The sequence below is a fragment of the Stenotrophobium rhamnosiphilum genome, from assembly GCF_003052265.1.
GTDB lineage: Bacteria > Pseudomonadota > Gammaproteobacteria > Nevskiales > Nevskiaceae > Stenotrophobium > Stenotrophobium rhamnosiphilum.
In genome coordinates, this window is record NZ_QANS01000002.1 from 581958 (window position 1) to 605980 (window position 24023).

General features: G+C 55.6%; 27 protein-coding genes. 16 read left to right on the top strand and 11 right to left on the bottom strand.

What is annotated here, in order from left to right:
• Positions 1-23: 23 nt before the first annotated feature.
• A complete protein-coding gene (ilvA, locus tag CJD38_RS06640) occupies positions 24-1544 on the bottom strand; it encodes a threonine ammonia-lyase, biosynthetic (RefSeq protein WP_107939731.1) in 1521 nt (506 codons plus the stop codon).
• Positions 1545-1684: 140 nt separating this feature from the next.
• Between ilvA and proC the strand changes: the two genes are divergently transcribed.
• The 5 genes from proC to CJD38_RS06665 are packed head-to-tail and all read left to right on the top strand — an operon-like array spanning position 1685 to position 5266.
• Complete coding sequence (gene proC / locus CJD38_RS06645; protein WP_206362905.1) at positions 1685-2503, top strand: pyrroline-5-carboxylate reductase; 819 nt, start codon at positions 1685-1687, stop codon at positions 2501-2503.
• A gap of 9 nt (positions 2504-2512) precedes the next feature.
• Positions 2513-3070 (top strand): YggT family protein, encoded by a 558-nt coding sequence (locus tag CJD38_RS06650; RefSeq protein ID WP_107939515.1) that lies wholly within the window; start codon positions 2513-2515, stop codon positions 3068-3070.
• Positions 3070-4212: a homoserine O-succinyltransferase MetX gene (metX, locus tag CJD38_RS06655; protein WP_107939516.1), complete on the top strand. Its 1143-nt coding sequence runs from the start codon at positions 3070-3072 to the stop codon at positions 4210-4212. Before CJD38_RS06650 ends, metX begins: the two co-directional genes overlap by 1 nt.
• Entirely contained in the window at positions 4209-4829 is a 621-nt protein-coding gene (gene metW, locus CJD38_RS06660; RefSeq protein ID WP_107939517.1) for a methionine biosynthesis protein MetW, read from the top strand. Before metX ends, metW begins: the two co-directional genes overlap by 4 nt.
• The gene (locus CJD38_RS06665; protein WP_107939518.1) at positions 4826-5266 is read left to right on the top strand and encodes a DUF4426 domain-containing protein; all 441 of its coding nucleotides are present in this window, start codon (positions 4826-4828) and stop codon (positions 5264-5266) included. The genes metW and CJD38_RS06665 overlap by 4 nt, the downstream gene beginning before the upstream one ends.
• A gap of 77 nt (positions 5267-5343) precedes the next feature.
• Here CJD38_RS06665 and CJD38_RS06670 read toward each other — a convergent pair whose 3' ends face one another.
• Positions 5344-6069 carry a hypothetical protein gene (locus tag CJD38_RS06670; protein WP_107939519.1) on the bottom strand — a complete coding sequence of 242 codons (726 nt, stop codon included), beginning with the start codon at positions 6067-6069 and terminating at the stop codon, positions 5344-5346.
• 172 nt (positions 6070-6241) lie between these two features.
• A complete protein-coding gene (locus CJD38_RS06675; protein ID WP_107939733.1) occupies positions 6242-6916 on the bottom strand; it encodes an alpha/beta hydrolase in 675 nt (224 codons plus the stop codon).
• 123 nt (positions 6917-7039) lie between these two features.
• Here CJD38_RS06675 and CJD38_RS06680 point away from each other — a divergent pair, with 123 nt between their 5' ends.
• The 3 genes from CJD38_RS06680 to CJD38_RS06690 all read left to right on the top strand — a co-directional run bounded on the left by CJD38_RS06680 (position 7040) and on the right by CJD38_RS06690 (position 10384).
• Positions 7040-7702 carry a hypothetical protein gene (locus CJD38_RS06680; RefSeq protein WP_107939520.1) on the top strand — a complete coding sequence of 221 codons (663 nt, stop codon included), beginning with the start codon at positions 7040-7042 and terminating at the stop codon, positions 7700-7702.
• Positions 7703-7772: 70 nt separating this feature from the next.
• Positions 7773-9593: an HTTM domain-containing protein gene (locus CJD38_RS06685; protein WP_107939521.1), complete on the top strand. Its 1821-nt coding sequence runs from the start codon at positions 7773-7775 to the stop codon at positions 9591-9593.
• Between the two features lie 2 nt (positions 9594-9595).
• Positions 9596-10384 carry a TatD family hydrolase gene (locus CJD38_RS06690; RefSeq protein WP_107939522.1) on the top strand — a complete coding sequence of 263 codons (789 nt, stop codon included), beginning with the start codon at positions 9596-9598 and terminating at the stop codon, positions 10382-10384.
• Between the two features lie 67 nt (positions 10385-10451).
• Here the strand turns inward: CJD38_RS06690 and ilvD are convergent, their stop codons facing one another.
• Positions 10452-12137 (bottom strand): dihydroxy-acid dehydratase, encoded by a 1686-nt coding sequence (ilvD, locus tag CJD38_RS06695; protein WP_107939523.1) that lies wholly within the window; start codon positions 12135-12137, stop codon positions 10452-10454.
• 88 nt (positions 12138-12225) lie between these two features.
• Positions 12226-12858, bottom strand: a complete 633-nt coding sequence (locus CJD38_RS06700; RefSeq protein WP_107939524.1) for an NAD(P)-dependent oxidoreductase — start codon at positions 12856-12858, stop codon at positions 12226-12228.
• A gap of 101 nt (positions 12859-12959) precedes the next feature.
• Between CJD38_RS06700 and CJD38_RS06705 the strand changes: the two genes are divergently transcribed.
• Positions 12960-13850, top strand: coding sequence for a LysR family transcriptional regulator (locus CJD38_RS06705; RefSeq protein WP_107939525.1), 891 nt, complete (start codon positions 12960-12962; stop codon positions 13848-13850).
• Positions 13851-13902: 52 nt separating this feature from the next.
• Here CJD38_RS06705 and CJD38_RS06710 read toward each other — a convergent pair whose 3' ends face one another.
• The 3 genes from CJD38_RS06710 to CJD38_RS18350 form a co-directional block, all read right to left on the bottom strand.
• Positions 13903-14535, bottom strand: a complete 633-nt coding sequence (locus CJD38_RS06710; protein WP_107939526.1) for a peroxiredoxin — start codon at positions 14533-14535, stop codon at positions 13903-13905.
• Between the two features lie 101 nt (positions 14536-14636).
• Entirely contained in the window at positions 14637-15977 is a 1341-nt protein-coding gene (locus CJD38_RS06715; RefSeq protein WP_107939527.1) for an MATE family efflux transporter, read from the bottom strand.
• Positions 15964-16179 (bottom strand): hypothetical protein, encoded by a 216-nt coding sequence (locus CJD38_RS18350; RefSeq protein WP_146165937.1) that lies wholly within the window; start codon positions 16177-16179, stop codon positions 15964-15966. Before CJD38_RS18350 ends, CJD38_RS06715 begins: the two co-directional genes overlap by 14 nt.
• On the opposite strand from CJD38_RS18350, the gene cutA reads away from it, so the two are divergent.
• The 7 genes from cutA (at position 16162) to CJD38_RS06750 (ending at position 20665) form a co-directional block, all read left to right on the top strand.
• Positions 16162-16479 carry a divalent-cation tolerance protein CutA gene (gene cutA, locus CJD38_RS06720; RefSeq protein ID WP_107939528.1) on the top strand — a complete coding sequence of 106 codons (318 nt, stop codon included), beginning with the start codon at positions 16162-16164 and terminating at the stop codon, positions 16477-16479. The genes CJD38_RS18350 and cutA overlap by 18 nt on opposite strands.
• Positions 16470-16967 carry a protein-disulfide reductase DsbD domain-containing protein gene (locus tag CJD38_RS06725; protein ID WP_107939529.1) on the top strand — a complete coding sequence of 166 codons (498 nt, stop codon included), beginning with the start codon at positions 16470-16472 and terminating at the stop codon, positions 16965-16967. Before cutA ends, CJD38_RS06725 begins: the two co-directional genes overlap by 10 nt.
• A 12-nt stretch (positions 16968-16979) precedes the next feature.
• Complete coding sequence (locus CJD38_RS06730; protein ID WP_107939530.1) at positions 16980-17513, top strand: TlpA family protein disulfide reductase; 534 nt, start codon at positions 16980-16982, stop codon at positions 17511-17513.
• A gap of 117 nt (positions 17514-17630) precedes the next feature.
• On the top strand, positions 17631-18077 hold the full coding sequence (gene aroQ / locus CJD38_RS06735; RefSeq protein ID WP_107939734.1) for a type II 3-dehydroquinate dehydratase: 447 nt from the start codon (positions 17631-17633) through the stop codon (positions 18075-18077).
• A 16-nt stretch (positions 18078-18093) separates the two neighbouring features.
• Positions 18094-18552 (top strand): acetyl-CoA carboxylase biotin carboxyl carrier protein, encoded by a 459-nt coding sequence (gene accB / locus CJD38_RS06740; protein ID WP_107939531.1) that lies wholly within the window; start codon positions 18094-18096, stop codon positions 18550-18552.
• Positions 18553-18558: 6 nt separating this feature from the next.
• Complete coding sequence (accC, locus tag CJD38_RS06745; protein WP_107939532.1) at positions 18559-19917, top strand: acetyl-CoA carboxylase biotin carboxylase subunit; 1359 nt, start codon at positions 18559-18561, stop codon at positions 19915-19917.
• Positions 19918-20056: 139 nt separating this feature from the next.
• Complete coding sequence (locus CJD38_RS06750) at positions 20057-20665, top strand: M15 family metallopeptidase (protein ID WP_107939533.1); 609 nt, start codon at positions 20057-20059, stop codon at positions 20663-20665.
• A 46-nt stretch (positions 20666-20711) separates the two neighbouring features.
• On the opposite strand, the gene der is transcribed toward CJD38_RS06750, so the two are convergent.
• From der to CJD38_RS06765, 3 genes are all read right to left on the bottom strand, one after another.
• Positions 20712-22118: a ribosome biogenesis GTPase Der gene (der, locus tag CJD38_RS06755; RefSeq protein WP_107939534.1), complete on the bottom strand. Its 1407-nt coding sequence runs from the start codon at positions 22116-22118 to the stop codon at positions 20712-20714.
• Between the two features lie 118 nt (positions 22119-22236).
• Positions 22237-23385, bottom strand: coding sequence for an outer membrane protein assembly factor BamB (gene bamB / locus CJD38_RS06760; protein ID WP_107939535.1), 1149 nt, complete (start codon positions 23383-23385; stop codon positions 22237-22239).
• Positions 23382-24017, bottom strand: coding sequence for a YfgM family protein (locus tag CJD38_RS06765; protein ID WP_107939536.1), 636 nt, complete (start codon positions 24015-24017; stop codon positions 23382-23384). Before CJD38_RS06765 ends, bamB begins: the two co-directional genes overlap by 4 nt.
• Positions 24018-24023: the final 6 nt, after the last annotated feature.

Sequence of the window (24023 nt, forward strand, 5' to 3'; positions counted from 1 at the left end):
AGCGCGCGTTGCGCGCAGCAGATTTAGTTGCCGCTGCCCAGAAACAATTCGTACGCAGGATTCGCACTCTCATCGGCGTACTGATAGCCCAGCTCATCCAACGAGCGTCGACACTCGGCACGCTCACGCTTGGGCACCTGCAAGCCACAAAGCACGCGGCCATAAGCGGCGCCGTGATTGCGGTAGTGGAACAGCGAGATATTCCAACGGCCGCCAATAGCGTTGAGGAAATCAGACAACGCGCCGGGACGCTCTGGAAATTCGAAGCGGTATAGCACTTCGTTTTCGGCGCCGAATGCACGTCCGCCTACCATGAAGCGCACATGCGCTTTGGCCATTTCGTTGCCGGTCATATCGACGACAGCGTAGCCCGCTTCGCGCAGTGAATCGATGATGGACTCGCGCTCGCTTGCGCCTTCGCTTAAGCGAATGCCGACGAAGATATGCGCTGTGCTTGCGGTGGCGAAGCGATAATTAAATTCCGTGATTGAACGACGGCCCAACAGCTTGAGGAATTTCTTAAAGCTGCCTGGAATTTCTGGAATCGTAACGGCGAGCAAGGCTTCGGTTGCCGCACCCAACTCCGCACGTTCTGCGATGTGGCGCAGACGATCAAAATTGACGTTGGCACCAGAGACGATGCCTGCGATGGTTTTGCCGCTGACGCCGTTTTCTGCAACCCATTTCTTGATGCCAGCCACAGCAAGCGCGCCAGCGGGCTCAGGCAGTGATCGGTTTTCGTAGAAGCAGTCTTGAGTCGCGGCGCAGATTTCGTCGACGCTAACTTGAACGGTGCCGTCGACCAAATGACGAGCGACGCGGAAATTCTCTTCGCCGATCTGGCGCACAGCGACGCCATCGGCAAACAAGCCAACTTGCGGCAACGTGACGCGACGGCCTGCTTTCATCGCAGCAGCGAAGCAATTGGAATCTTCCGGCTCCACCGCAATGATTTTGATCCTGGGCTTGATCGCCTTCAGGTAAACGGCAACACCGGCCAGCAAACCGCCGCCACCAACCGGCACGAAGACCATGTCGAGGTCAGCACATTGATCCAGCAACTCGCGCGCAATGGTGCCCTGCCCGGCGATCACTTCGGGATCGTCGTAGGGATGCACCATCGTCATGCCTTTTTCAGCCGCCAACGCCAGAGCGTGCTCGCGGGCGTCGTCATAGGCATCGCCATGAAGGATGGCTTTACCGCCCAATGAACGGACGGAGTCGACCTTGAGCGCCGGCGTGGTGCGCGGCATCACGATCCAAGCGGTCAGACCAAGTTTCTTGGCCGCCAGCGCCACGCCCTGCGCATGGTTGCCCGCGCTGGCGGTGATCACGCCACGGGCGCGCTCTGCCGGAGTGAGTTTGGCGATCTTGTTATAGGCCCCGCGCAGCTTGAAAGAGAACACCGCTTGGGTGTCCTCACGCTTGAGCAGAATGCGATTGCCCAGACGCTGCGACAGCTTGCGCGCCTCATCCAGAGCCGTGACCTGGGCCACGTCGTAGACCTGCGCCGCGTCGACACGGGCACGATAGGCATCAAGGATTTTCTGGACCTCCGCAGAAAACTGCGGTGGCCGGGCTTTGGCGTTCAAGTTAAGGACAATAGTTTTGGGGGGCAACGTGCAATATGATAGCGCGCTTAAGCGCAGTTCCCCTGCATCCATCCCCTCGTCAAACCCAGATCATGCAACCCACCATAGCTTTCATTGGCGGCGGCAATATGGCTGCTGCACTCATCGGAGGTCTTCTCGCCTCGGGTCATAGCGCCAGTCACATTCGTGTGGCCGAGCCTTTTGCGGAGCGTGCAGACTGGTTGCGTCGGCAGTTTGGGATCGACGTTAAAAGCAGCGCCGCTGAAATCGTGCGCGGCTCACAGGCTGTAGTGCTAGCGGTGAAGCCGCAGCAAATGGCTGAAGCATTGTCTGGCCTCAAGCTCGACAAGGGCGCGACGGTAGTTTCGATTGCTGCTGGCGTGCGTCTGTCCAGCTTGGGTGACTTGCTGGGCGATCAGGTCCATCTGGTCCGCACCATGCCGAACACGCCAGCGCTGTATCAGAAAGGCATCACCGGTCTGTACACGCCCAAAGGCACGCCAGACGCTGCACGCGAATTAGCCGACAAGATTCTCAAAGCGGCGGGCAAGACTTGCTGGCTGGAGAACGAATCGGACATCGACGCCGTGACCGCTGTTTCTGGTTCTGGCCCGGCCTACTTCTTCCTGCTCACTGAAGTGATGCGTGAAGCGGGCGAAAAGCTGGGCTTGTCGCCTGAGATCGCTGCTGAACTGGCACAACAGACTTTCATCGGCGCCGCAGAAATGGCCGCCAAGACCGGCATCGACGTCAGCACCTTGCGTGCACAGGTGACCTCGAAAGGCGGAACGACCGAAGCAGCCCTCAAAGCTCTTGAATCCGGCGGCATCCGTGCCATATTTGAACGCGCCCTACGCGAAGCCGCTGACCGCGGCCGCGAGCTGGGCGAACAATTTGCGCAAAAGAACTAGGGACAGTTAATGGGCGCTAACGCCGATAACGCGATTTTCTTCCTCGTCACCACGATCTTTGATCTGGCGATGTGGTTGCTGCTGCTGCGCATTCTGCTGCAATGGGTGCGTGCGGACTTTTACAACCCGATGTCGCAATTGGTGTGGCAGACCACGCGTTACCCCACCGATTTTCTGCGCAAGTTCATCCCGCGCTGGCGCAATCTCGACACCGCTGCGGTGGTGACGCTGCTGGCGCTGGCGATGCTGTTCATTTACTCCATCGGCGCCTTGCTCGATGTGGTGATTGGCATCGCCTCCATATTCGGATTTGCCACGCTCAAGATTTTGGTGCTGACGGTGAATCTCTACACCTTTACGCTGTTCGTGCAGGCGATCCTGTCTTGGCTCGGGCCCGGCGTGAACAACCCGGCCAGCAATGTGCTGTGGAGCTTGAATGAGCCGCTGCTGCGCCCTGTGCGTCGCATCATTCCGCCATTGTCCGGCCTTGATCTGGCCCCGCTGGTGTTGATGCTGCTACTGCAAGTGGTCTCTCGCCTGATTCCTCTGCCAGGGCTGTTCCGTTGATGGGCGCCTTTCCGGCGGATTCTGTTGGGCTAGTCACCCCGCGCAAGATCGTCATCGATCAGGCGCTGGCCTTGGACTGTGGCCGCACACTTCCGCAGCACGAGTTGGTCATCGAGACCTACGGAACACTCAACGCCAAAGCCTCGAACGCAATCCTGATCTGTCATGCGCTATCTGGCGATCATCACGCTGCGGGTTACAGCAGCGAAACCGACAAGAAACCAGGTTGGTGGGACAACTGCATTGGTCCCGGCAAACCGATTGATACCAATCGCTTCTTCGTGGTCAGCCTCAACAACCTCGGCGGTTGCCGCGGTTCCACAGGCCCGAGCACGATCAATGCTGAAACAGGCGAACCTTGGGGTCCAGACTTTCCATTGCTGACGGTGCGTGACTGGGTTCGCTCACAAGCGCTGCTCGCCGATCAGCTCGGCATTCGTCAGTGGGCCGCAGTTGTTGGTGGTTCATTGGGCGGCATGCAGGTTATGCAGTGGACGATTGATCTGCCTGATCGCATTCGCAATGCCATCGTGATTGCAGCAGCGCCAAAAATTTCTGCGCAGAACATCGCGTTCAACGAGATTGCACGTCAGGCGATTTTGTCTGACCCAGAATTCCACGGCGGTCGCTTCTACAACCACGATGTCATTCCTTCACGCGGGCTCAAGCTCGCGCGCATGCTCGGTCACATCACGTATCTGTCCGACGCAGCGATGCGCGCCAAGTTTGGTCGCGAACTCAAAGCTGCGACGCCAAGCTTTAACTACGACGTTGAGTTCGAAGTCGAAAGTTATCTGCGCCATCAAGGTCAGGCTTTCGTTGATCGCTTTGACGCCAACACTTATCTGATCATGACAAAGGCGCTGGATTACTTTGATCCTGCGCGCGAGTTTGGCGATGACCTCTCGACTGCATTCCGTCAGGCCAAGGCCAAGTTCCTCGTGGTTGCGTTCACGTCGGACTGGCGCTTCTCGCCTGCACGTTCGCGCGAGATTGTTAAGAGTCTCGTCAGCGCCGGTCGCGATGTCAGCTATGCCTTGATCGACTCACAACTCGGCCACGATGATTTCTTGATGCCGTTGCCGCAGTACCACCGCGTACTCAGCAGCTATCTCGCACGCATTACCGAGGAGGAGACATGAGTACGCTTCGTCCCGACCTCGAACTGATCAGCAACTGGATTGTGCCGGGCAGCCGTGTACTCGATCTCGGTTGTGGTGATGGCGCACTGCTCGCGCATCTCACACGCACCCGAAATGTCAGCGGCTATGGCTTGGAAATTGATCCAGACAATCTGGCACGCTGCGTTGATGCGGGCGTTAACGTCATCCAAGGCGATCTTGATGATGGCCTCAAAGATTTTGAGACCGGCTCTTTCGACTACGTCTTGATGACGCAGGCGCTGCAAGCTTTGCAGCGCCCAGATGAAGCACTCGCAGAAATTCTGCGCGTAGGCAAAACCGCGATTGTCACCTTCCCCAATTTTGGCCACTGGCGCGTGCGCTCGGCCTTGGCGATGGGCCGCATGCCGGTAACGCCATCGCTACCAGAGACTTGGTACAACACGCCAAACATTCACCTCTGCACCGTGTCGGACTTTGAAGATTTGTGCCATGCACGCGGCTGGCGCATTGCCAGTCGTCGCTTGCTTGATCGCAGCTATCACGAAGGTTTGGGCATTCGCATCGCGCCGAATCTGTTCAGCGAAATTGCGATCTACACGCTACAAGGTCCAAAGATTATTGGAGTGACAGCATGAAGCGTGCGCTGATTGGTCTTAGTCTATTGCTGTTATCAGCCAGTGCATTTGCGCAGCAGTTGGTACGCGATGGCGAGTTTGTTGTGCACTACGCCGCGATGTCGACCAAAGATTTGTCGCCTGCAATGGCAAAGCAATATGGCATTCGCCAAAGCAATGATCGCGGGCTGTTACTGGTGAACCTGCAACGCGAAACTGCGCCGGGAAAAACCAGCCCAGCACGTGGCAGCGCCAGCGGCACGGTGCGCAATCTAATTGGCGATCAGCAGAAGCTCACACTGCGCCCAGCTAGCGATGGCAGCACGCAAGATTTAATTGCTGAATTCGACATCGAACATCTGGAGTTCTTGACCTTTGATGTTGATGTAAAGCCTGAAGGCGCGAAGCGTGCGATGAAAGTGAAATTCCAACGTCAATTTTTTACTGACGAAAATTAAGCTTTAATTTTTTTGCTTCAAATAAAAAAGCCGCCGAGTACCTTCGGCGGCTTTCTTGTTTTAAACGACTCGCTTGCTTAGAACGAAAAGCCCATACGCAAGTTGTAGTTGTTGTTGTCACCAATTCGCTCGTACTCAGGCGTCAGCTCAAAGATCACGAAGCTGATGCGCATGCCGGCAAAAACCTTGGCGCGGTTAATCGTTTCTTTATCCAATAACGTGCTGCTGTCTGGATCTACAGTGCCACGCACCCAACCGGCGCCGACGTAAGGCGTGAGAATCGCAAAGCCTTTGGAGATCGATGCATCAATGCTGCTGGTCGAGACCTTGATGTGATCAATGCCCGTGGTTGCCGAGTACGCACCACGAATGGCCAGTGCAGGCGAACCCACGCCGCCCGTCAGCACTGCATAGCGCAGTTCAGCGCCCCACAAACGTGCGCTCGTACTTGGGATAACGCTGTAACTGGCGCCAACATCAAAGCCGAACGGCAAACCCTTGTGGACCGTGATACCCGAAACAGCGATGCCGGTGACTTTAGTCCCCGTCAGATTTTCCCAAGCCTGCGAATCCTGTGTTGGCGTGTAGCTGCCATAAGCGCCGACGCCAAAACCGATCACGCCGGTTGCTTCAGCTGGGCTCAAGGATTTATAGCCAAGGCTGGAAGTAATGTCTTTTGAGACTTCGCGAAAAGCCGCCTGACAAGCAGGGCCGCCGCCGCAAATGATGTCAAAGTCCGGCAAAGCTGCAAACGCTGGCGCAGCGCTCAAACTCAAAGTGACTGCCAGTAGAAGACGACGCATAAACACTCCTTGTATTTTTATCGTGTGAAGCAGGATATCAAAACGTTTCGCATACCCGTGTCAGCAATACACGTCCATACAGAACTTTGTTTTTATTTATTAAATTATTATTTATTACTAAATTTAATAAAACAATCTCGTTTCGCTAAAAGCATGACGCACCCTGAGCGCATTAAACCCAATTTTTCTGGAGAAACGGCAACACGGCGCCTTGCACTTCGGCTAATCGACCATGAAAGAAATGCCCGGCATCTTTGAGCGTGGCTAACTCCGGTGGCGGGTCAAAGCCATTCAGCACTTGCACGGTGTCGTCGTAGCTGACCACGTCATCGGCAGTGCCATGAACAACCAGCCAGGGGCAGTCCGGTCGCGGCGGCACTGGCTCATTAAAATATTTGCTAAACGGTGGCGCGATGCTCACCTGCAAATAAGGTTTGGCCTGTTGCGCAGCCTTGACGCTGACGAATCCGCCGAAGGAAAAGCCCATCAAGACGAGACGCGCGCCCGGCACCCGCTGACGCAGCCAGTCGACCAAAAACAGCGTGTCGTCGGTCTCGCCACGTCCTTCGTCATGCAAGCCTTCGCTGCGTCCGACACCGCGAAAATTGAAACGCAGGGAATAAAGTCCGGCTTTGGATGCACTCGACGCGAGGCTGTAGACGACCTTATTGCTCATCGCGCCGCCCATCAGGGGATGCGGATGGCAGATCACGGCGATTCCCGCTGGCGTCGCGACATCACCCGGGGCGGTCAGCATCACCTCAATCAGGCCAGCGGGGCCAGGTATCAAGAGTTCCGATGTCTCGCCCGCGCGGGGCATTTCTGTAGGTGAAATTTGATTCGTCATGATGAGTATTCTGTCACGCTTGCCATGTGCCTTAGGCATCCCTATAGTTCCTGACAACGCTGCGACTGTAAGCCGCAGTTCTTACAATGTTTGATTGACTCTAAATTAAGTGCGGGGGATTGAATGCGTAAAATCTTGATGGCAGTAGCCGTGGTAACGAGCATTGGTGTTTGCACGGGAGCATTTGCTTCTGACTTCAACGCTCCCAACTCTCCCAAAACAACCGCTTATTTAAACTTCGGTTTCGGTGGTCACGGTAAGAACAACGACATGCTGAGCAGCCTGCATTACGGTCTGCGCATGGATCAAAGCAACCCCTACAGTGCACAGATCACCGGACAGCCAGCTCGTCCAGCGTTCATGCAGGCTGATTTCAATCTGCGCGACGGTTTCTCCAGTGCTCTGGTCAATGGCGTTCCTTTTGCCAGCCATGTGAAAAAATTTGATGAAGATGGCGGCGAAACCAGCTATTCCATGTTGGATTGGGGCCTGCTCGCTATCGGCGCTGCCGGTCTTGGTTTCGGCATTGCTGAAGTTCTGAAGACCAAGGACGATTCAGATCCTGCGACCACTGGCGGCGGCGGCAATCCAGCCACCGGCCTCTGCGGCATTGTGAATGGCATCCCAGTTCTTGGCCCAATCGTTGGTGGCGTTCTGCAATGCCCTAGCACCGGTAGCAGCTTGGCGAACAACGCTTCCAGCGGCAATGAGAAATCCGACTACGAGCGCATTAATTGGCTCGACAAGGGCATGGGCCAGATGGGCGACCTCGTCACCGTTCGCTAATCGCTACATGTTTTAACCACAAGGGGAGCCTCTGGCTCCCTTTGTCATTTGTGCAATACGACGACCGATCATGAGCAACGATTTTTCAGCACGACACCCTCGCCTTTTAGAACTCTTTGGCATCGATCTGCGCTCGCTAGCGCTGTTTCGCTTTGCACTTGGGCTCGTACTGTTCATCGTCCTCTGCCAAAGCTTTTGCGACCTCACTGCGTTCTATGGCGATCTGGGCGTCATGCCACGCTCATGGGCGATCGAGTCCGACAGCTTCAACCGCGTGTCGCTGTATTTTCTCAACGGACAAACTTGGTTCCTTGCCACGCTGCTCACGATTCAAACTCTCTGCGCATTGATGTTGATGCTGGGCTGGCGCACGCGCTTAGCCGTCATTGTCAGCTTTGTAATGTGGGCATCGCTGATCAACCGCAACAGCTTGGTGTTGAGTAGCGGCGATGTGTTAATCGCCTGCCTGTTGTTCTGGGCGATGTTCCTGCCATTGGGCGCGCGTTACTCAGTCGACGCAGCAACATCGAGCAACACAGCACCCAGCAACAACCAACATCTGTCATGGGCATCTGCAGGCCTGTTGCTGCAAGTGGTCTCGGTTTATTTCTTCGGCGCCTTGCTCAAAAGCGGCGCTGAATGGCATCCGCAATTCACTGCGGCCTATTACGCACTTTCGCTTGATCGCTATGCCACGCCGCTAGGCCAGTGGCTGTTGAACTTCCCTGAGCTATTGCAGAGCTTGAGCGCGTTGATCTGGTGGCTGGAGCTGCTCGGCCCTGTGCTGCTGTTTGTGCCGTTCTTCAATCGCTATATCCGCTTGCTGATTCTGCTGTGCTTTGTGTTGATGCAGATTGGCCTCAAGCTCAGCCTTGAGTTGGGCCACTATCCATTCACGAGCATCGCGGCATTAACCGTCTTCACCAGCAGCTGGATCTGGGACGCCTTAAACGCACGTCGACAACGTATTGAGTCTGCACCGTTGCGGATTTACTACGATCGCGATTGCGGCTTCTGTCTGAAAAGCACACTGCTGATTCAGCAATTTCTGCTGCTGCCACGCGCAGTCATTGCTCCAGCACAAAGCAATCCACGCGCCAAAGCATTACTCGAAGCCAACACCTCTTGGGTGGTGATTGATGGCGAGGAGAATGCGCACATGAAGTGGCAGGCTTTCACGATCCTGCTGAAACACTCTCCGCTCACCGCGTGGTTGTGGCCACTGATTCGCATGCAGGCATTGGTCAAACCCGGCAACGCGGTATACGACTGGGTGGGACGTAACCGCGGCGGCTTCAGCACCATCACTGAAACCCTGCTACCGACGCGTGAAGTGCACTACGAAGTTTCACAGCGCTGGCAACGCGTTGCTGCAATTTCAATCGTGGCGGTATTTTTGTGGAATCTGACAACGGTGAATGCACTGCCGAAGTTCGTATCCTCTTCGCTAACAACAGCGATGAAGATGGTTCGCATTGATCAGGATTGGGATCAGTTTGCACCCTCGCCGCGCAAGGATGATGGCTGGATGGTTATTCCTGCCAAGCTCTTTGACGGTAGCGAAATTGATCTGCTGAGCCCAGAGCATGCCGCGCCGGATTACAGCAAACCCCTGCACTACTCGCAGACCCACGAAAACATTCGTTGGAATACTTACCGCGGTCATCTCGCAGAATCAGAGAATGAAGAACAGCGCGTGTACTACGGTAAATATCTTTGCCGTGAGTGGAACGAGAAAAATGCTGCCGATCCCGCAAAACGTCTGATGACGTTCAAGCTCATCTACATGCTGGAACGCACGCCAGCACCGGGCGCGCAGGCACAAGTGGAACAAGCCGTGCTGTGGCGTCATGAGTGTTTCCCACAAGAAACCAAAGGACAGGTTCCGTAAACGTGGGCTTGATTGATGTCGGCGCAAACCTCGCTAGCGAGAGTTTCAATCAAGATCTTGATGCGGTGCTGGAACGCGCTTGGGATGCGGGAGTAAAGCAAATCATCGTCACCGGCAGCTCACGTGAAAGCGCGCTACAGGCCGCTGAACTCGCACGTCGCTATCCCGGCAAGCTCTACGCAACAGCAGGACTGCATCCACATCACGCTAGCGATTGGACGCCTGAGCTTGGAAAGTTGTTTCGCGAATTGGCACAGCAGCCAGAAGTGGTTTCACTCGGCGAATGCGGACTCGATTATTTTCGTGATCTCTCGCCGCGCCAAGATCAGCGACATGCCTTCATCGCGCAATTAGAAATCGCCGCTGATTTGAAGAAGCCGCTATTTCTTCATCAACGCGATGCACACGAAGATTTTCTGTCGATCTTGCGTGAGTGGCGTCCACGCTTAAGTAATGTGGTCGTGCACTGCTTCACCGACACGCGTGCCGCAATGAATGACTATCTGGCTCTGGATTGCCATATCGGTATCACTGGCTGGATCTGCGATGAACGTCGCGGTGCGCATTTGATTGAAGCCGTGCGCGATATTCCAGATGATCGTTTGTTGATTGAGACGGATGCGCCGTACCTGTTGCCACGCACTGCGCCCAAGCAAGCATCGCGCCGAAATGAGCCTGCGTTTCTGCCTTGGGTGGTGAAAGCGCTGGCCACTGCACGTGATCAGAGCGAAAACGAAATTGCACGCTTCACTAGCGCTAATGCTTCAAGATTTTTTGGGCTCGGCCATTAGCTCAATGCTTCGCGAAAAAATAAGGCCGAGAGCTCACACTCTCGGCCTTATTTTTGATGCCTTTAAATCAATCGGTAACGGCGCCTTTCGAAGCCGTCGACACCAGCTTGGCAAACTTGGCTAACACGCCGCGCGTGTAGCGCGGTGCAGGCTGCACCCAAGCTGCGCGGCGCGTTGCGAGAACATCGTCAGCAACGTTCAGCTGCAACAGCAGCTGCTTGGCGTCGATGGTGATGCTGTCGCCTTCTTCAACCAAACCAATGGTGCCGCCAACGAACGCTTCAGGCGCAACGTGACCCACCACCATGCCCCAAGTGCCGCCGGAGAAACGGCCGTCGGTGATAAGGCCGACTGATTCGCCAAAGCCTTTGCCGATCAGTGCAGCGGTTGGCGCCAACATCTCACGCATACCAGGGCCGCCCTTAGGACCTTCATAGCGAATGACCAACACGTCGCCGTGATTGATCTTGTTGTCCATGATGGCTGCCATCACGTCTTCTTCTGAATTGAAGACGCGAGCCGGACCGGTGATGACAGGATTCTTCAGGCCAGTGATTTTTGCCACGGCGCCTTCGGTGGCAAGGTTGCCCTTGAGCACTGCGAGATGGCCCTGCGCGTAGAGTGGCTTATTGAACGGGCGAATCACGTCCTGATCAGCACGCGGTTCATCTGGCACGCTGGCCAGTGCTTCCGCCATCGTTTCGCCTGTAATGGTGATTGCATCGCCGTGCAGCAGACCTGCTTTGAGCAGCATCTTCAAAACCTGCGGCACGCCACCGGCTTTGTGGAAATCGACAGCAACGTATTTGCCTGAAGGTTTCAGATCGCAGAACACTGGCGTGCGCTTACGGATCGTTTCAATGTCATCAATCGTGAATGGTACGTGCGCAGCATGTGCCATCGCGAGGAAGTGCAGCACCGCGTTGGTGGAGCCGCCGGTGGCCATGATCAGTGCCATCGCGTTCTCAATCGCTTTGCGCGTAACGATGTCGCGCGGCTTGATGTCTTTCTTGATTGCTTCAACCAAGATGCGTGCGGAGTCCGCAGCGGAATCAGCCTTCTCAGCATCTGGCGAAGCCATCTGCGAAGAACCCAGCAACGACATGCCCAGCGCTTCGAACGAAGACGACATGGTGTTGGCGGTGTACATGCCACCGCAGGCGCCAACCGATGGGCAGGCGTTCTTCTCGATGCCGATGAAGTCTTCCTTGCTCATGTTGCCGGCTTGGAACGAACCCACCGCTTCAAACGACGACACGATCGTCAGCGGCACACCCTTCCAGTTGCCTGGTTTGATGGTGCCTGCGTAAACGAAGATGCCGGGAATATTCATACGCAGCATGCCAATCATCGCGCCCGGCATGTTCTTGTCGCAGCCGCCCACAACCAACACGCCGTCCATACACTGCGAAGACACAGCGGTTTCAATCGAGTCGGCGATCACTTCACGCGACACCAGCGAGAACTTCATGCCCTCGGTGCCCATCGAGATACCGTCAGTGACGGTAGGAAAACCAAAGCTCTGCGGCATGCCGCCTGCAGATTTAATCGCAGCCGAAGCGCGATCCGCCAGCGGCTGAATGCCAGCGTTGCAAGGGTTCATCGTCGAGTGGCCGTTGGCTACGCCGACAATTGGTTTTTCGAAATCGTTATCGCCGAAGCCGACCGCACGCAGCATGGCGCGGTTAGGTGAACGCTGCACACCGGCAGTGATCGTTTGACTGTGCTTATTCAGCGGTTTTTGGTCGCTCATCGGGATATCTCAGCTCTAAATAAAAAGGCCCCGCATTGCGGGGCCGGAATCGTAGCCGAAACGGGGCTGAATTTCATGATTTGCCGGCTTAATACGAAGCAGTCGCAACAGCCTGTACGTAGCGCGGTTGCTCGACTTCTGCGACGACAGCAAGCGCATAGTCCCCATAGGAAATACGGCTTTTGCCCTCGCCATCCACCAGGAGATTCTTTTCACCGGTGCGGTAGTGGCCACGGGTTTCTCCGGGGCCGATCTCAGCAGCAGGCGAAAAGAAGGTCCAATCGATATCGCTGGCCGCGCGATAAATCGCGAGAGCCTGGCGATGAGCTAAGGCTACGGTTTTGTAGGCCGCAGGAAATTCAGGGATATCGACCAGTTGCACACCGGGAGCCACTTCGAGGCTGCCAGCACCGCCAACTACGACGAGGCGACGCAAGCCTGCTTCACGAACCGCAGCGATCAAGGTGCGCGCCGTATCGCTAAGTGCAGCGGTTGCTTCTGGCGTCGGGCCATAAGCGCTGATCACGGCGTCCTGGCCACGTAACACCTGGGCGAGACTAGCCTTCTCCAAAGCGGCTACAGCGACCTTTGCGCCCTTGAGTTCAGCGGGCAGATCTTTGTCACTGCGAACGATGGCGGTGACATCGTGTCCCTTAAGCAGGGCTTGCTGAACGATGTTGCGACCGATTTTTCCAGTGGCGGCGACGATGGAGATTTTCATGACTGACTCCTTGCGTGTTTGGGAACGCAACCAGATTATTCTCTTCACAGTCGTCTGATTAGTCCCTATAAATCGCAATTTATGTTAAGTATTACTTCACAATGGACAAACTCAAACGCATGGCGACCTTTGCCCGGGTGGTCGAAACCCGTTCGATGAGCGCGGCCGCCCGCGAACTGGGCATGAGCACCTCGGCGATCAGCCAGCAAATGCGCCAGCTCGAAGCCGAAACCGGTGTGGTGCTACTGCACCGCTCCACTCGCAAGCTGACGCTGACCGAAGCCGGCGAAACCTTCTATGCCGGCTGCGCCAATATGGTCCATGCGGCACGGCAGGCCGAGCAGCAACTCGCGGACCTGCGCGATGAACTCGTTGGCGAACTGCGAATCACGGCGCCGATCGGCTTCGCAGGCACAACGTTGCCACTCGCGCTGGCGCCCTTATTGGCGCAGCACCCTCAACTCAAGTTGCGGCTGTTTGCAGGTGACGAACGCATTGATCTGATCGAAGCCCGTATTGATCTGGCGATACGCGTCGGTCGACTCGCTGATTCGACATTAATTGCACGCCCACTGGCACAGGTTGAGGAAATCATTTGCGCGTCCCCGAGCTATCTACAACGCGCTGGCGCGTTGAAGCAGCCGGAAGATTTACAGCATCACCAATGGATCACGCTGACTGCACTCGGCGAGCCGCAATTTCTCGATCTCAGCGGGCCGAATGGCGAAACACGGCGCGTGCGTGTTGAAGGTCGAATTGCCAGCAACGAAAGTCAGTCGACCAAGCATTTAACACTCGCGCACCTAGGCTTATCTCGCAATCTCGCAACCGAGTTCGCCGCAGAAATTGCAGATGGCCGACTCGTGCGCGTATTGCCCGAGTGGTGCTTGCCCGATGTGGGCATCTACGCCGTAACACCGCGACGCGATGCACAACCGGCAAAAGTTCTGCACGCGATCAAAGCGCTTAAAGCGGCGCTCGAAGTTCACTGAAAACAAGGAGGCCCGGGGAGTGCCCGGGCCTTCGTGATTGCAGCATTAAAATTTACTTCTGCAGTTTGACCACACGCAGATAAGGCTTCAGCGTTTTCCAGCCCTGCGGGAACAGCTTCTTGGCATCTTCGTCTTTCACAGAAGGCACGATGATCACGTCTTCGCCCTGCTTCCAGTTCACTGGCGTAGCGACCTTGTAACCATCGGTGAGTTGCAGCGAATCAATCACGCGCAGAATCTCGTCGAAGTTACGACCGGTGCTGGCGGGATACGTCAGCTGCAGGCGAATCTTCTTGTTGGGATCGATGATGAACACGCTGCGCACGGTGAAGGTGTCGGATGCGTTCGGGTGGATCATGTCGTAGAGATTGGCGACGGTCTTGTCCGCATCTGCGATCAACGGAAAGTTGAGCGCAACGCCCTGCGTCTCTTCGATGTCTTTGCTCCAACCGTGATGATCTTCAAGCTTGTCGACCGACAAGCCGATCGCTTTGACGTTGCGCTTGTCGAACTCAGGCTTGAGCTTGGCGGTGTAGCCGAGTTCGGTAGTGCAGACTGGCGTGTAGTTTTTGGGGTGTGAGAACAGGACACCCCAGGAAGTACCCAGCCATTCGTGGAAATTGATTTTGCCTTCTGTGGTTTCAGCACTGAAGTCGGGGGCGATGTCGCCTAAGCGTAAAGTCATGCGGTTCTCCTATTTGTCGCTTCAAATCAGGACGCCATCTTGCGCTTCACTTTGGTTCTTGCAAAGCCCTATTAAAAGAATCAAATGGAATATGAGAGTACTTACAAACGCGCCGCTTTGTTCATAAAGCGCAGTGACAAACCGACGGCCGCCACTGCGAGGCCTGAAGTCAGTCCCCACCACAGGCCCGACGGCCCAAGCGAAGTGCTGAATGCCAGCACATGCGCCACCGGCATACCAAAAAACCAGTACGCCGCGACTGTGATCATCATCGGCACGCGCGTGTCTTTGATGCCACGCAATGCACCATTAGCAGTTACCTGCAGACCATCGACAAACTGAAACGCCGCAGCGAGCCAGAGGAAATGCGTAGCGACCGCAGCGATCTCAGCATCGTTCGTATAAAGCCGTGCGATCAATGCGGAGAGCAACACCATGATGCTCGCATTGGATGCGGCATTGATTAGCCCCAACTTCATGCCAACGCTGCCACGAAAACGCGCTTCCTGCGTTTGGCCTGCACCCATCGCATGACCGACGCGCACCGTTGTTGCGAGGCCAACGCCTAGCGGAATCATGAACAACACCGAAGCAAAGTTCAGCGCGATTTGATACGCCGCCATCGTGCCGTCGCCGAAGCGCGCCATCCACATCGCAGTGAGTACAAACAAGCCCGCTTCAGCGAGCAAGATCAAACCAATTGGAAAGCCGAGGCGCAGAACTTCACGCGCGTCTTGTCCAAGTCGAGGCCACTGCGGCTTGAAGGCTGCGAGCTGACGTAGCGGCTTATAAAAACGATATTGCACAGCGAGTACCAGCGCCATCAGCAACGACGAAATGCTTGTAGCCCAACCGCAGCCGACAGCACCCATCGCTGGCACGCCAAATTTTCCGTACATGAAAATCCAGGCGAACAAGAAATTACTCAACAGACCTGCAACACCTGAAAACAAAATCGGCTTCGTAGTGCCCATGCCTTCGGCGACAAAGCGCAAGACAAACCAAGCGCTAAAACCAAAAGCACTCCAGCTCAGCGCGCGCAAAAAATCTGCAGCGACTTGTCCGGTCTCCGGCGCTAAACCAATGCTGAGCAACACCGGCGCAGCGATGAGATGTGCGCAGAGCACCCACGCCACTGCAACGCCGACGCTGAGCAGCAAAGCTTCACGCGTAAACGCGCCGACACGCGCATCGGCCTGACCTGCGCCCGAGCGATGCGCAACGATCGGCGAACAGGCCATGAGCAGGCCCATAAAAAATACAAAGAACACGACGTTGAGATTGGCGCCCGCTGCCACGGCGGCCAGCGCTTCTTTGCCCAAGCGGCCAGCCATGATGGTGTCGATCGTGCCCATACCAACGCCCGCGAGCTGTGCCGCAATCAGCGGCAGCGCGAGTTTGAGATTGGCTCGAGCTTCGAGCTTGAATTCAGGAGAAAACATGAGTGACCACAGGCAGAACTACTTTATGATTGTTATAAAATATCAAAATAAACATCAATGGAAAATATTTATAAACAATCCGCGCCGCCAGTATGGCGACTGCGAATGACATATTTTCGCTGATGCTGATGGCATTGGACAGCAATATTGCGAGCAAGGTCCAAGCAACGCAGAATCGCGCCGCATGAGCACCGCCATCCATCTTGTTCTCGTTACCTGCCCTGTTGAGGCCGCCTCAGCATTGGCAGAGAAGTTGGTAGCTGAACGCGTCGCAGCTTGCGTGAACATCTTGCCGAAGATCACTTCGGTGTACCGCTGGCAAGATGAAGTAAAGCATGATGACGAAGCATTGCTGATCATCAAATCGCCTGCAGAAAATTTTGAGCGACTCAAGCAAGTGATCTTGGCGAATCACCCTTACGAACTTCCAGAGATCGTCGCGGTCAACTCAACAGAAGGCCACGCGCCCTATCTGGACTGGGTAATCTCTGCATGCAAATGAAAACGCTCAATCGACTGACACTGTCACTACTCTTTGCTGCGTCCTGCGTGCTGCCTTGCTTTGCGATTGCTGCTGGCCTCTGGCATGCGCCGAGTAACGTCAACGCTGCACCAAATATTTTGGCAGTAGATGAAGCCTTTCAACTGCAACCTGTCGAACGCACTGCGCATGGACTCAAACTCGGTTGGTTTATTTCGCCCGGCTATTACCTGTATCAAGAACGCATTCGCATCGAAGCAGCAACACCTGCAACGCTAAAAATTTCCAAACCAAAATTACCTGTTGGCGAAAAGCATCACGATGAACATTTTGGCGATGTACACATCTATCGCGGCGGTCGTCACGAAGTAGAAATTGCTGGAGGAAAATCACTCAGCAAACTTCGTCAACTCAAAATTACTTATCAAGGCTGTGCAGAAAGTGGCATCTGTTATCCCCCACAGACACGTATCGTAGATATCATCGCGCTCTCGACTGCACATCCTTAAACAAAATCATTCATGAATCCTTCGACTCGCAAAACAGTAATCGTTGTCGTGCTTGCCTTGATTGGCGCGCTAGGCGGTCTATGGACGAGTCATATGTGGCGCAGCATCAGCGCGCCGACTACGCCAACGCTTGCGCCAGCGATTAGCTTCAATGGTCTCGACGGCAAACCGGTTACTTTTGCCCAGTACAAAGGCAAATTATTGCTCGTGAATTTTTGGGCGACTTGGTGTGCACCATGTCTGAATGAAATGCCGTTGCTGGTGAAGGCGCAGAAGCAATACGGCGCGCAAGGTTTGCAAATCATTGGGCCCGCACTTGATGAAGCGAAAGACGTACAAGCACTCGCGACCAAGCTTGGCGTGAATTACCCAGTCATGGCAGACTTCGCTTCCGCTGACGCTGCGATGCAGACGCTCGGCAACAAACAAGGCGGACTACCATTTTCGGTTTTCATTAACGCCGAAGGCATGATCGTTAAAACCGTCCTCGGTGAGCTACATGAAGACGATCTGCACACCCTGATCAAGACCCATCTGCCGAAATAAGTTTCCACCCGGCATCCTGACCTTAACGTCAGTTATTACGCTGTTAACTGCTGTCAACTTGTGTTTTGGATTCCGCATGATGCAGAATCCGGACTCGCCCGTAACGACGCGCAGCCCTTGAGCAACCTTTTACTGTTAAATGGTCCCAACCTGAACCTGTTGGGCACCCGCGAACCCGGCATCTACGGGTCCGCGACGCTGGCCGATATCGAAGCCGGCCTGGCCACCACCGCGCAGAAACTTGGCCACACGCTGGCCACCTTTCAAAGCAATCAAGAAGGTTTGCTGGTGGATCGCGTGCATCAAGCGCGCAGCGAAGGCATCAATTTCATCCTGATTAATCCGGGCGCTTACACCCACACCAGCGTTGCACTGCGTGATGCGCTGCTGGGCGTGAGCATTCCGTTTATCGAGATTCACCTCTCGAACGTTTTCACTCGTGAGTCGTTCCGACATCACTCCTATTTTTCCGACATCGCCGTCGGTTGCATCGTTGGCCTCGGCCCGCTGGGTTACCAGCTGGCTTTGCAGGCTGCACACGAGCGCCTGACGGTTAAACCATAAAAGAAAGGAAGCACAAATGGATCTGCGCAAAATCAAAACCCTTATCGACCTCGTTCAGGAATCCGGCATTGCCGAACTGGAAGTCAAAGAGGGTGAAGAATCTGTACGTATTTGCCGCAACTCCGGCCCGATGACGCAGTACGTCAATGCAGCGCCAATGGTGGCTGCACCTGCTGCATTGCCAGCCGCCGCGCCTGCTGCTGCACCGGCCGCTGCCGCTGCTGCACCCGCTGCAGAGACGCGTCACATCGTGAAGTCGCCGATGGTTGGCACGTTCTATCGTTGCCCTTCACCTGGCGCCAAATCGTTTGTTGAAGTCGGGCAGACGGTTAAGCAGGGACAGACGCTGTGCATCATCGAAGCCATGAAGATGCTCAACCAGATCGAAGCTGACAAATCTGGCGTGGTGGCCGAAGTGTTGGTGGATAACGAACGTCCAGTCGAGTTTGATCAGCCACTCTTCATCATCGAGTAATTCGAGATGAAAGAGATTAAGAAAGTTCTTATCGCAAACCGCGGCGAAATCGCGCTGCGCATTCTGCGCTGCTGTCGCGAACTCAATATCAAAACCGTTGCGGTGTATTCAACGGCTGATCGCGATCTCAAACACGTGTTGCTCGCTGACGAAGCCGTTTGCATTGGCCCTGCTCCCGCAACCAAAAGCTATCTCAATATGGCCGCGCTCATCAGCGCCGCTGAAGTGACGCAAGCTGACGCGATTCACCCTGGCTACGGCTTCTTGTCTGAGAACGCTGACTTTGCCGAGAGCGTTGAGAAATCTGGTTTCATCTTCATCGGCCCACGTCCTGAAACCATTCGCTTGATGGGTTCCAAGACCAACGCCAAAGCCGAGATGATTGCGGCTGGCGTGCCTTGCGTGCCCGGCTCTGAAGGCATCCTGCCGGAAGATGAAGCGATCTGTTTGGAAACTGCAGAACGCGTTGGCTATCCGGTGCTGATCAAAGCAGCTTCAGGTGGCGGCGGTCGCGGCATGCAGGTAGTACGTGCGAAGGAAGATTTGATCGAGAAGATCAACATCGCCCGCACTGAAGCACTCAATGCGTTTAAAGACGCATCAGTATTCCTTGAAAAATATTTGGAAACGCCGCGTCACGTGGAGTTTCAGGTGCTGTCCGACGGCGCAGGCCACGCGATTCATCTTGGCGAACGCGACTGCTCAATGCAGCGCCGCAACCAGAAGGTCGTAGAAGAGTCCCCTGCCCCCGGCATCACGCAAGAGCAGCGCGATGAAATCGGCGCGCTCTGCGTCAACGCCTGCAAACGCATTGGCTATCGCGGCGCAGGTACGTTTGAGTTCCTCTACGAGCACGGTCATTTCTACTTCATTGAAATGAACACGCGTATTCAGGTTGAACATCCGGTCACCGAAATGGTGACGGGCGTTGATCTGATCAAAGCACAAATCCGCATCGCCGCAGGCCTTGGCCTGAAGAAGCAGCAGAAGAACATCAAGCTGCGCGGTCATGCGATTGAATGCCGCATCAACGCCGAGCATTCACGCACCTTCATCCCCTCGCCTGGCGAGATCAAGAAATATCACGCGCCCGGCGGCCCCGGCATCCGCATGGATACACATATCTATGCAGGCTACAAAGTGCCACCGCATTATGATTCGATGATCGGCAAACTCATCGCGTTTGGCTCTGATCGCAAATCAGCAATCGCTCGTATGCGCCAAGCGCTTTCAGAAATGGTTGTTGAAGGTATCAACACCAACATCCCACTCCAGCGTCGCATCATGGAAGACGGCGTCTTCCGCGAAGGCACGCACAACATCCATTACTTGGAAGAAATGTTGGAACAGTGGGATAAAGAGTAAGAATTTCTTCATTTTAAAAAGCCCGCGAAAGCGGGCTTTTTGATGCGCCCAGCCAAGCGCCATGAAGTGTTTTATCCAATGCGGCGCGTTCAATTCCGCGCCTAAGCTCTCTGACACAACAACGTCAGGGAGGCATTCAATGAAGATCGAAGAGATTATTTCGAGCGTACAGAAGAAACTCAGCGTGCAGGTGGATGGACGTGCTGGCACTGAAACTTGGGAAGCGATTTACGCGCACATCGTCAAACCCAAGATTGGTGGCGTAAAACCAGCAGAGGCGATTGGGCCTGTCGATGCCCGCAGTGAAAAGTGCATCGCGACTTTACTGCCGCAGGTACAACCCATCGCTCGCGCACTCGTACAGAAAGCAGCGCAGAACGGCATTCAGATCAAGATCATCAGCGGCCTGAGAACTTATGCGGAGCAGAATGAGCTTTACGCGCAAGGCCGCACCAAGCCCGGCTCAAAAGTCACCAATGCACGTGGCGGTTATTCCAACCATAACTTTGGCATCGCGTTTGATGTCGGTGTTTTTGAAGGAACGAAGTATCTCGGCGAGTCGGTGAAGTACAAAGCCGTGGGCGCACTCGGAATGGATCTCGGACTCGAATGGGGCGGTAGCTGGAAAAGTATTGTTGATCAGCCACATTTCCAGCTGCGTCCGGAATGGGCTTCCGATCTGAGCGAGAAAGATATGCTGGCGGAACTTCGCACACGCACGGACGACGGCAAGCCTGTCTACGCTTGATGCCTTTCTTCATCCATAAAAAAGGCGCCGTTGGCGCCTTTTTTATTTATTTGTATCGCTTCTTCGTTCGAGCCATCAAGCGTTGTTTCTTCTTGACCTGACGCGGCGTGAGTTCGTTCTTCTTATCTTTGAACGGGTTGTCGCCAGTCTTGAACACCAGCGCCAGAGGCACACCTTTGAGCTTAAAGATCGCGCGGAATTGGTTGGCGAGGTAGCGCTTGTAATGCGTTGCCAACTTATCGGTCTGGTTGCCGTGCACCACGATCACTGGCGGATTGTTGCCGCCTTGGTGGGCATAACGCAGTTTGATGCGGCGGCCCATAACCGCTGGCGGTGGATTGCTCTCCACTGCCTGCTCCAACGCGCGGGTTAGTTCCGGCGTTTTCATTTCGCGCATGGTGGCGGCGTAGCAGTCCTGCACGTCTTTCATCAGCTTTGGCAGGCCCGTGCCGGCTTTAGCGGAGATGTAGTGCAGCGGCGCGTATTCAAGGAATGGCAGCTTAAGCGTGACGTGATAAGTCGCTTTTTCGCGATCCGCCTTATCCAAACCATCCCACTTGTTAACGGCAAGAATCAGTGCGCGGCCACGATGGGCAACGAGACCCATCAAGCGTGCGTCTTGCTCGCCGATGTCGGCCTGCGCATCGACCACAGCGATAACGACATGCGCACGCTCAATCGCTTGCAGCGTTTTGACGATGGAGAATTTCTCGATCACTTCGGTGACGCGCGCACGGCGGCGAATACCGGCGGTGTCGATCAAGGTGTGCTTGCGGCCTGCGTAATCAAACTTCACCGCGATGCTGTCACGCGTGGTGCCAGGCTGATCGGCAGCGACGACGCGCTCTTCACCCAGCAGCTTGTTAATCAGCGTGGACTTGCCGACGTTAGGACGACCAATGATGGCAACACGAATAGTGTCGTCATCGTCCGCCTCAGGCGGCGGCGTCTCAGGAAAATCCTTGAGGATCTCGCGCAGCAGAACAGGAAGACCGTCGCCCTTCTCTGCCGAGATCGGTGTGGCTTCGCCATAGCCGAGCGTGAAGAAGTCGGCAGTGGCCTGGTTCTTGGTCTGTCCTTCAGCCTTGTTGACGACCAGCGTCACCGGCTTTTTGAACTTGCGCAGATGGCGCGCAATCGATTCATCCGCGCCCAAACGACCCTTGTGCGCATCGACGAGGAACAGGATGTGATCAGCTTCTTCCAAAGCGATCTGCGCCTGCTCTTCAGCGAGCGCAGCCAGCGCGTCACCGGAGTCCGGCATCAAGCCGCCGGTATCAACGACGATAAAGTGCTTTTCTTCGAACTCTGCGTAACCGTACTGACGGTCGCGGGTTAGTCCCGGCAGGTCGGCAACAAGCGCATCGCGCGTGCCGGTAAGCCGGTTAAATAGCGTGGATTTGCCGACGTTGGGACGTCCGACAAGGGCAATAATTGGAAACTGGTCATTCATTAGGCGCGAATTGTCGGTTAAGACTGCGGTAAGCGCAAAGAACTCGCGCAAACAAAGAGGCGAGGCATCCCTTGCCGGGTGCCTCGCCTTCGGTGCAAAAACTGCTCTGAAACGGTACTTACTTGGCGCTGACCGCCGTAATTTTGCCGCCATTGTTCATGACATAAAGCAGCTTGTCGGTGGCAACCATCGCGGCGCGGATCGGGTCACTGCCGGCGCGTGAACGGCCAACAATGGTGCCGTCCTTAGGATTGAGCCAGTGCAGATAGCCTTCGTAATCACCGACTACGACGTAACCTGCAAAGGCGGCCGGAGGTGAAAGCTTGCGATACAGCAGGCCTTCTTGTTTCCAAGCGGCGGCGCCGGTGCGAGCATCCAAGCCCCAAACCACGCCACTCTCATCAGTCACAACAACCAAATCGCCGGTCACAACCATGCCGCTGTAGCTCTTAACCGTACGGCGCCACAGCACCTGTCCGGTATCGGCATCTACGCAAACAAATTCACCGCTAAAGCTGACTGCAAAGATTTCCGAGCCGCTGGCCAACAAGCCTGCGTCGATATCGGTAAGACGTTCCAACTCGGTACGGCCGGTTGGCACAGCAATGGCCTGTTCCCAAACTGGCTGGCCGTCGGTCAAACGCAGCGCAGCCAAACGACCATTGTCGAGGCCGATATACACGCGGCCGTCCAACACCAGCGGTGCGGACAAGCCACGCAGCGTCAGATTCGGGACGCTGTGATCAGACACCCATTTGCGTTCGCCATTGTCGACCGAGAGGCCTGACAGTCGGCCGTCAACCGTGCGCGTCACCAGCATGTCGCCATCACCAGACGGCGCTGCCAGCACTTCGCTGGAGGCCTTAACGCGCCACAGCTCGGCACCATCAGCACGCTTAAGTGCGATGACTTCGCCATCCAGCGTGCCGACCAGCACCGCATTGCCGGAAACGCCTGGGCCTGAGATCACACGACTTTTGGTCTTGACGCGCCAGATGCGATTGCCGTTCGCCGGATTGAATGCGAAGACTTCGCCGTCAGCATCCGCAGCAAACAGCGCGTCGTCTTCCAGCTTGAGCTGCAGGCCAGAGTACATATTGTTGCTGCCACCGCCGACAGAACTGGTCCAAGCCTTATCCGTCTTAACGGTAGGGCTGGCGATGGACTGAAGCTCTTTCGGCTTGCGCAGATTCTTGTCGGAACAGGCCGTCAGCGTCAGCGCCGCAAGTGCCACTACGGCAATTGGTGCGACGCGGCTTAGCTTCACGAAGCCACCACGTCAGCGAGTTCGTCCAATTTGCGCTGTAGCTCGCCAGTGTTCGCACTTGCGTCGCTGGCCTTCACTGCAGCCTCGTAGGCAGCGCGTGCGGCTGCGCGATCACCTGCTGACAATTTGATGTCGCCACGCAGTTCGCTGAACAGCGCGGTATAAGCGCCGTGTTCGCCTTCAGTCAGCTTGAGCGCATCTTCGGTTTTCTTCTGCTGCCAGAGCACGCGAGCCAGACGCAGCGTGGCGAGGTCACGCAGACCGTCGTCCTTGCTGTTGTCTGCAACCCACTGCAGACGCTTGGCGGCGTCGTCCAGCTTGCCCTGCTCAACGCCCTGCTGCGCCAAGCGCAAAGCAGCGCCGGTGGCATATGGGGTTTTGGCAAAGTCTGCGATCAGCTTGTCGCCGAGAGCGACGGCTTCATCAGACTTCTTTGCGGTAACCGCAGCCTTGAGGTCTTCATAAATCTGCGAAGCATGCTCAGCATGCGAGATCTGGTAGCGGCGGTAGCCTTCATAGCCACCGATGGCACCGATGCCAATGACCAAACCCGCGGTCAAGGACTTCCAGTTCTCCTTCCACCAGCGTTTGATGTTTTCGACTTCTGCTTCGTCTTCGTAATGGCTTGCCACGTTCAG

What these genes read in the sequence shown, in the direction of transcription:
- CJD38_RS06685 (WP_107939521.1), top strand. Translation starts at nt 7,773, where the DNA reads ATGAGCAACGATTTTTCAGCACGACACCCTCGCCTTTTAGAACTCTTT.
- cutA (WP_107939528.1), top strand. Translation starts at nt 16,162, where the DNA reads ATGAGCACCGCCATCCATCTTGTTCTCGTTACCTGCCCTGTTGAGGCC.
- CJD38_RS06665 (WP_107939518.1), top strand. Translation starts at nt 4,826, where the DNA reads ATGAAGCGTGCGCTGATTGGTCTTAGTCTATTGCTGTTATCAGCCAGT.
- CJD38_RS06705 (WP_107939525.1), top strand. Translation starts at nt 12,960, where the DNA reads ATGGACAAACTCAAACGCATGGCGACCTTTGCCCGGGTGGTCGAAACC.
- CJD38_RS18350 (WP_146165937.1), bottom strand. Translation starts at nt 16,179, where the DNA reads ATGGATGGCGGTGCTCATGCGGCGCGATTCTGCGTTGCTTGGACCTTG.
- CJD38_RS06680 (WP_107939520.1), top strand. Translation starts at nt 7,040, where the DNA reads ATGCGTAAAATCTTGATGGCAGTAGCCGTGGTAACGAGCATTGGTGTT.
- CJD38_RS06670 (WP_107939519.1), bottom strand. Translation starts at nt 6,069, where the DNA reads ATGCGTCGTCTTCTACTGGCAGTCACTTTGAGTTTGAGCGCTGCGCCA.
- CJD38_RS06725 (WP_107939529.1), top strand. Translation starts at nt 16,470, where the DNA reads ATGCAAATGAAAACGCTCAATCGACTGACACTGTCACTACTCTTTGCT.
- metX (WP_107939516.1), top strand. Translation starts at nt 3,070, where the DNA reads ATGGGCGCCTTTCCGGCGGATTCTGTTGGGCTAGTCACCCCGCGCAAG.
- metW (WP_107939517.1), top strand. Translation starts at nt 4,209, where the DNA reads ATGAGTACGCTTCGTCCCGACCTCGAACTGATCAGCAACTGGATTGTG.
- CJD38_RS06750 (WP_107939533.1), top strand. Translation starts at nt 20,057, where the DNA reads ATGAAGATCGAAGAGATTATTTCGAGCGTACAGAAGAAACTCAGCGTG.
- CJD38_RS06710 (WP_107939526.1), bottom strand. Translation starts at nt 14,535, where the DNA reads ATGACTTTACGCTTAGGCGACATCGCCCCCGACTTCAGTGCTGAAACC.
- CJD38_RS06730 (WP_107939530.1), top strand. Translation starts at nt 16,980, where the DNA reads ATGAATCCTTCGACTCGCAAAACAGTAATCGTTGTCGTGCTTGCCTTG.
- ilvD (WP_107939523.1), bottom strand. Translation starts at nt 12,137, where the DNA reads ATGAGCGACCAAAAACCGCTGAATAAGCACAGTCAAACGATCACTGCC.
- CJD38_RS06700 (WP_107939524.1), bottom strand. Translation starts at nt 12,858, where the DNA reads ATGAAAATCTCCATCGTCGCCGCCACTGGAAAAATCGGTCGCAACATC.
- accC (WP_107939532.1), top strand. Translation starts at nt 18,559, where the DNA reads ATGAAAGAGATTAAGAAAGTTCTTATCGCAAACCGCGGCGAAATCGCG.
- CJD38_RS06650 (WP_107939515.1), top strand. Translation starts at nt 2,513, where the DNA reads ATGGGCGCTAACGCCGATAACGCGATTTTCTTCCTCGTCACCACGATC.
- CJD38_RS06675 (WP_107939733.1), bottom strand. Translation starts at nt 6,916, where the DNA reads ATGACGAATCAAATTTCACCTACAGAAATGCCCCGCGCGGGCGAGACA.
- CJD38_RS06715 (WP_107939527.1), bottom strand. Translation starts at nt 15,977, where the DNA reads ATGTTTTCTCCTGAATTCAAGCTCGAAGCTCGAGCCAATCTCAAACTC.
- der (WP_107939534.1), bottom strand. Translation starts at nt 22,118, where the DNA reads ATGAATGACCAGTTTCCAATTATTGCCCTTGTCGGACGTCCCAACGTC.
- proC (WP_206362905.1), top strand. Translation starts at nt 1,685, where the DNA reads ATGCAACCCACCATAGCTTTCATTGGCGGCGGCAATATGGCTGCTGCA.
- accB (WP_107939531.1), top strand. Translation starts at nt 18,094, where the DNA reads ATGGATCTGCGCAAAATCAAAACCCTTATCGACCTCGTTCAGGAATCC.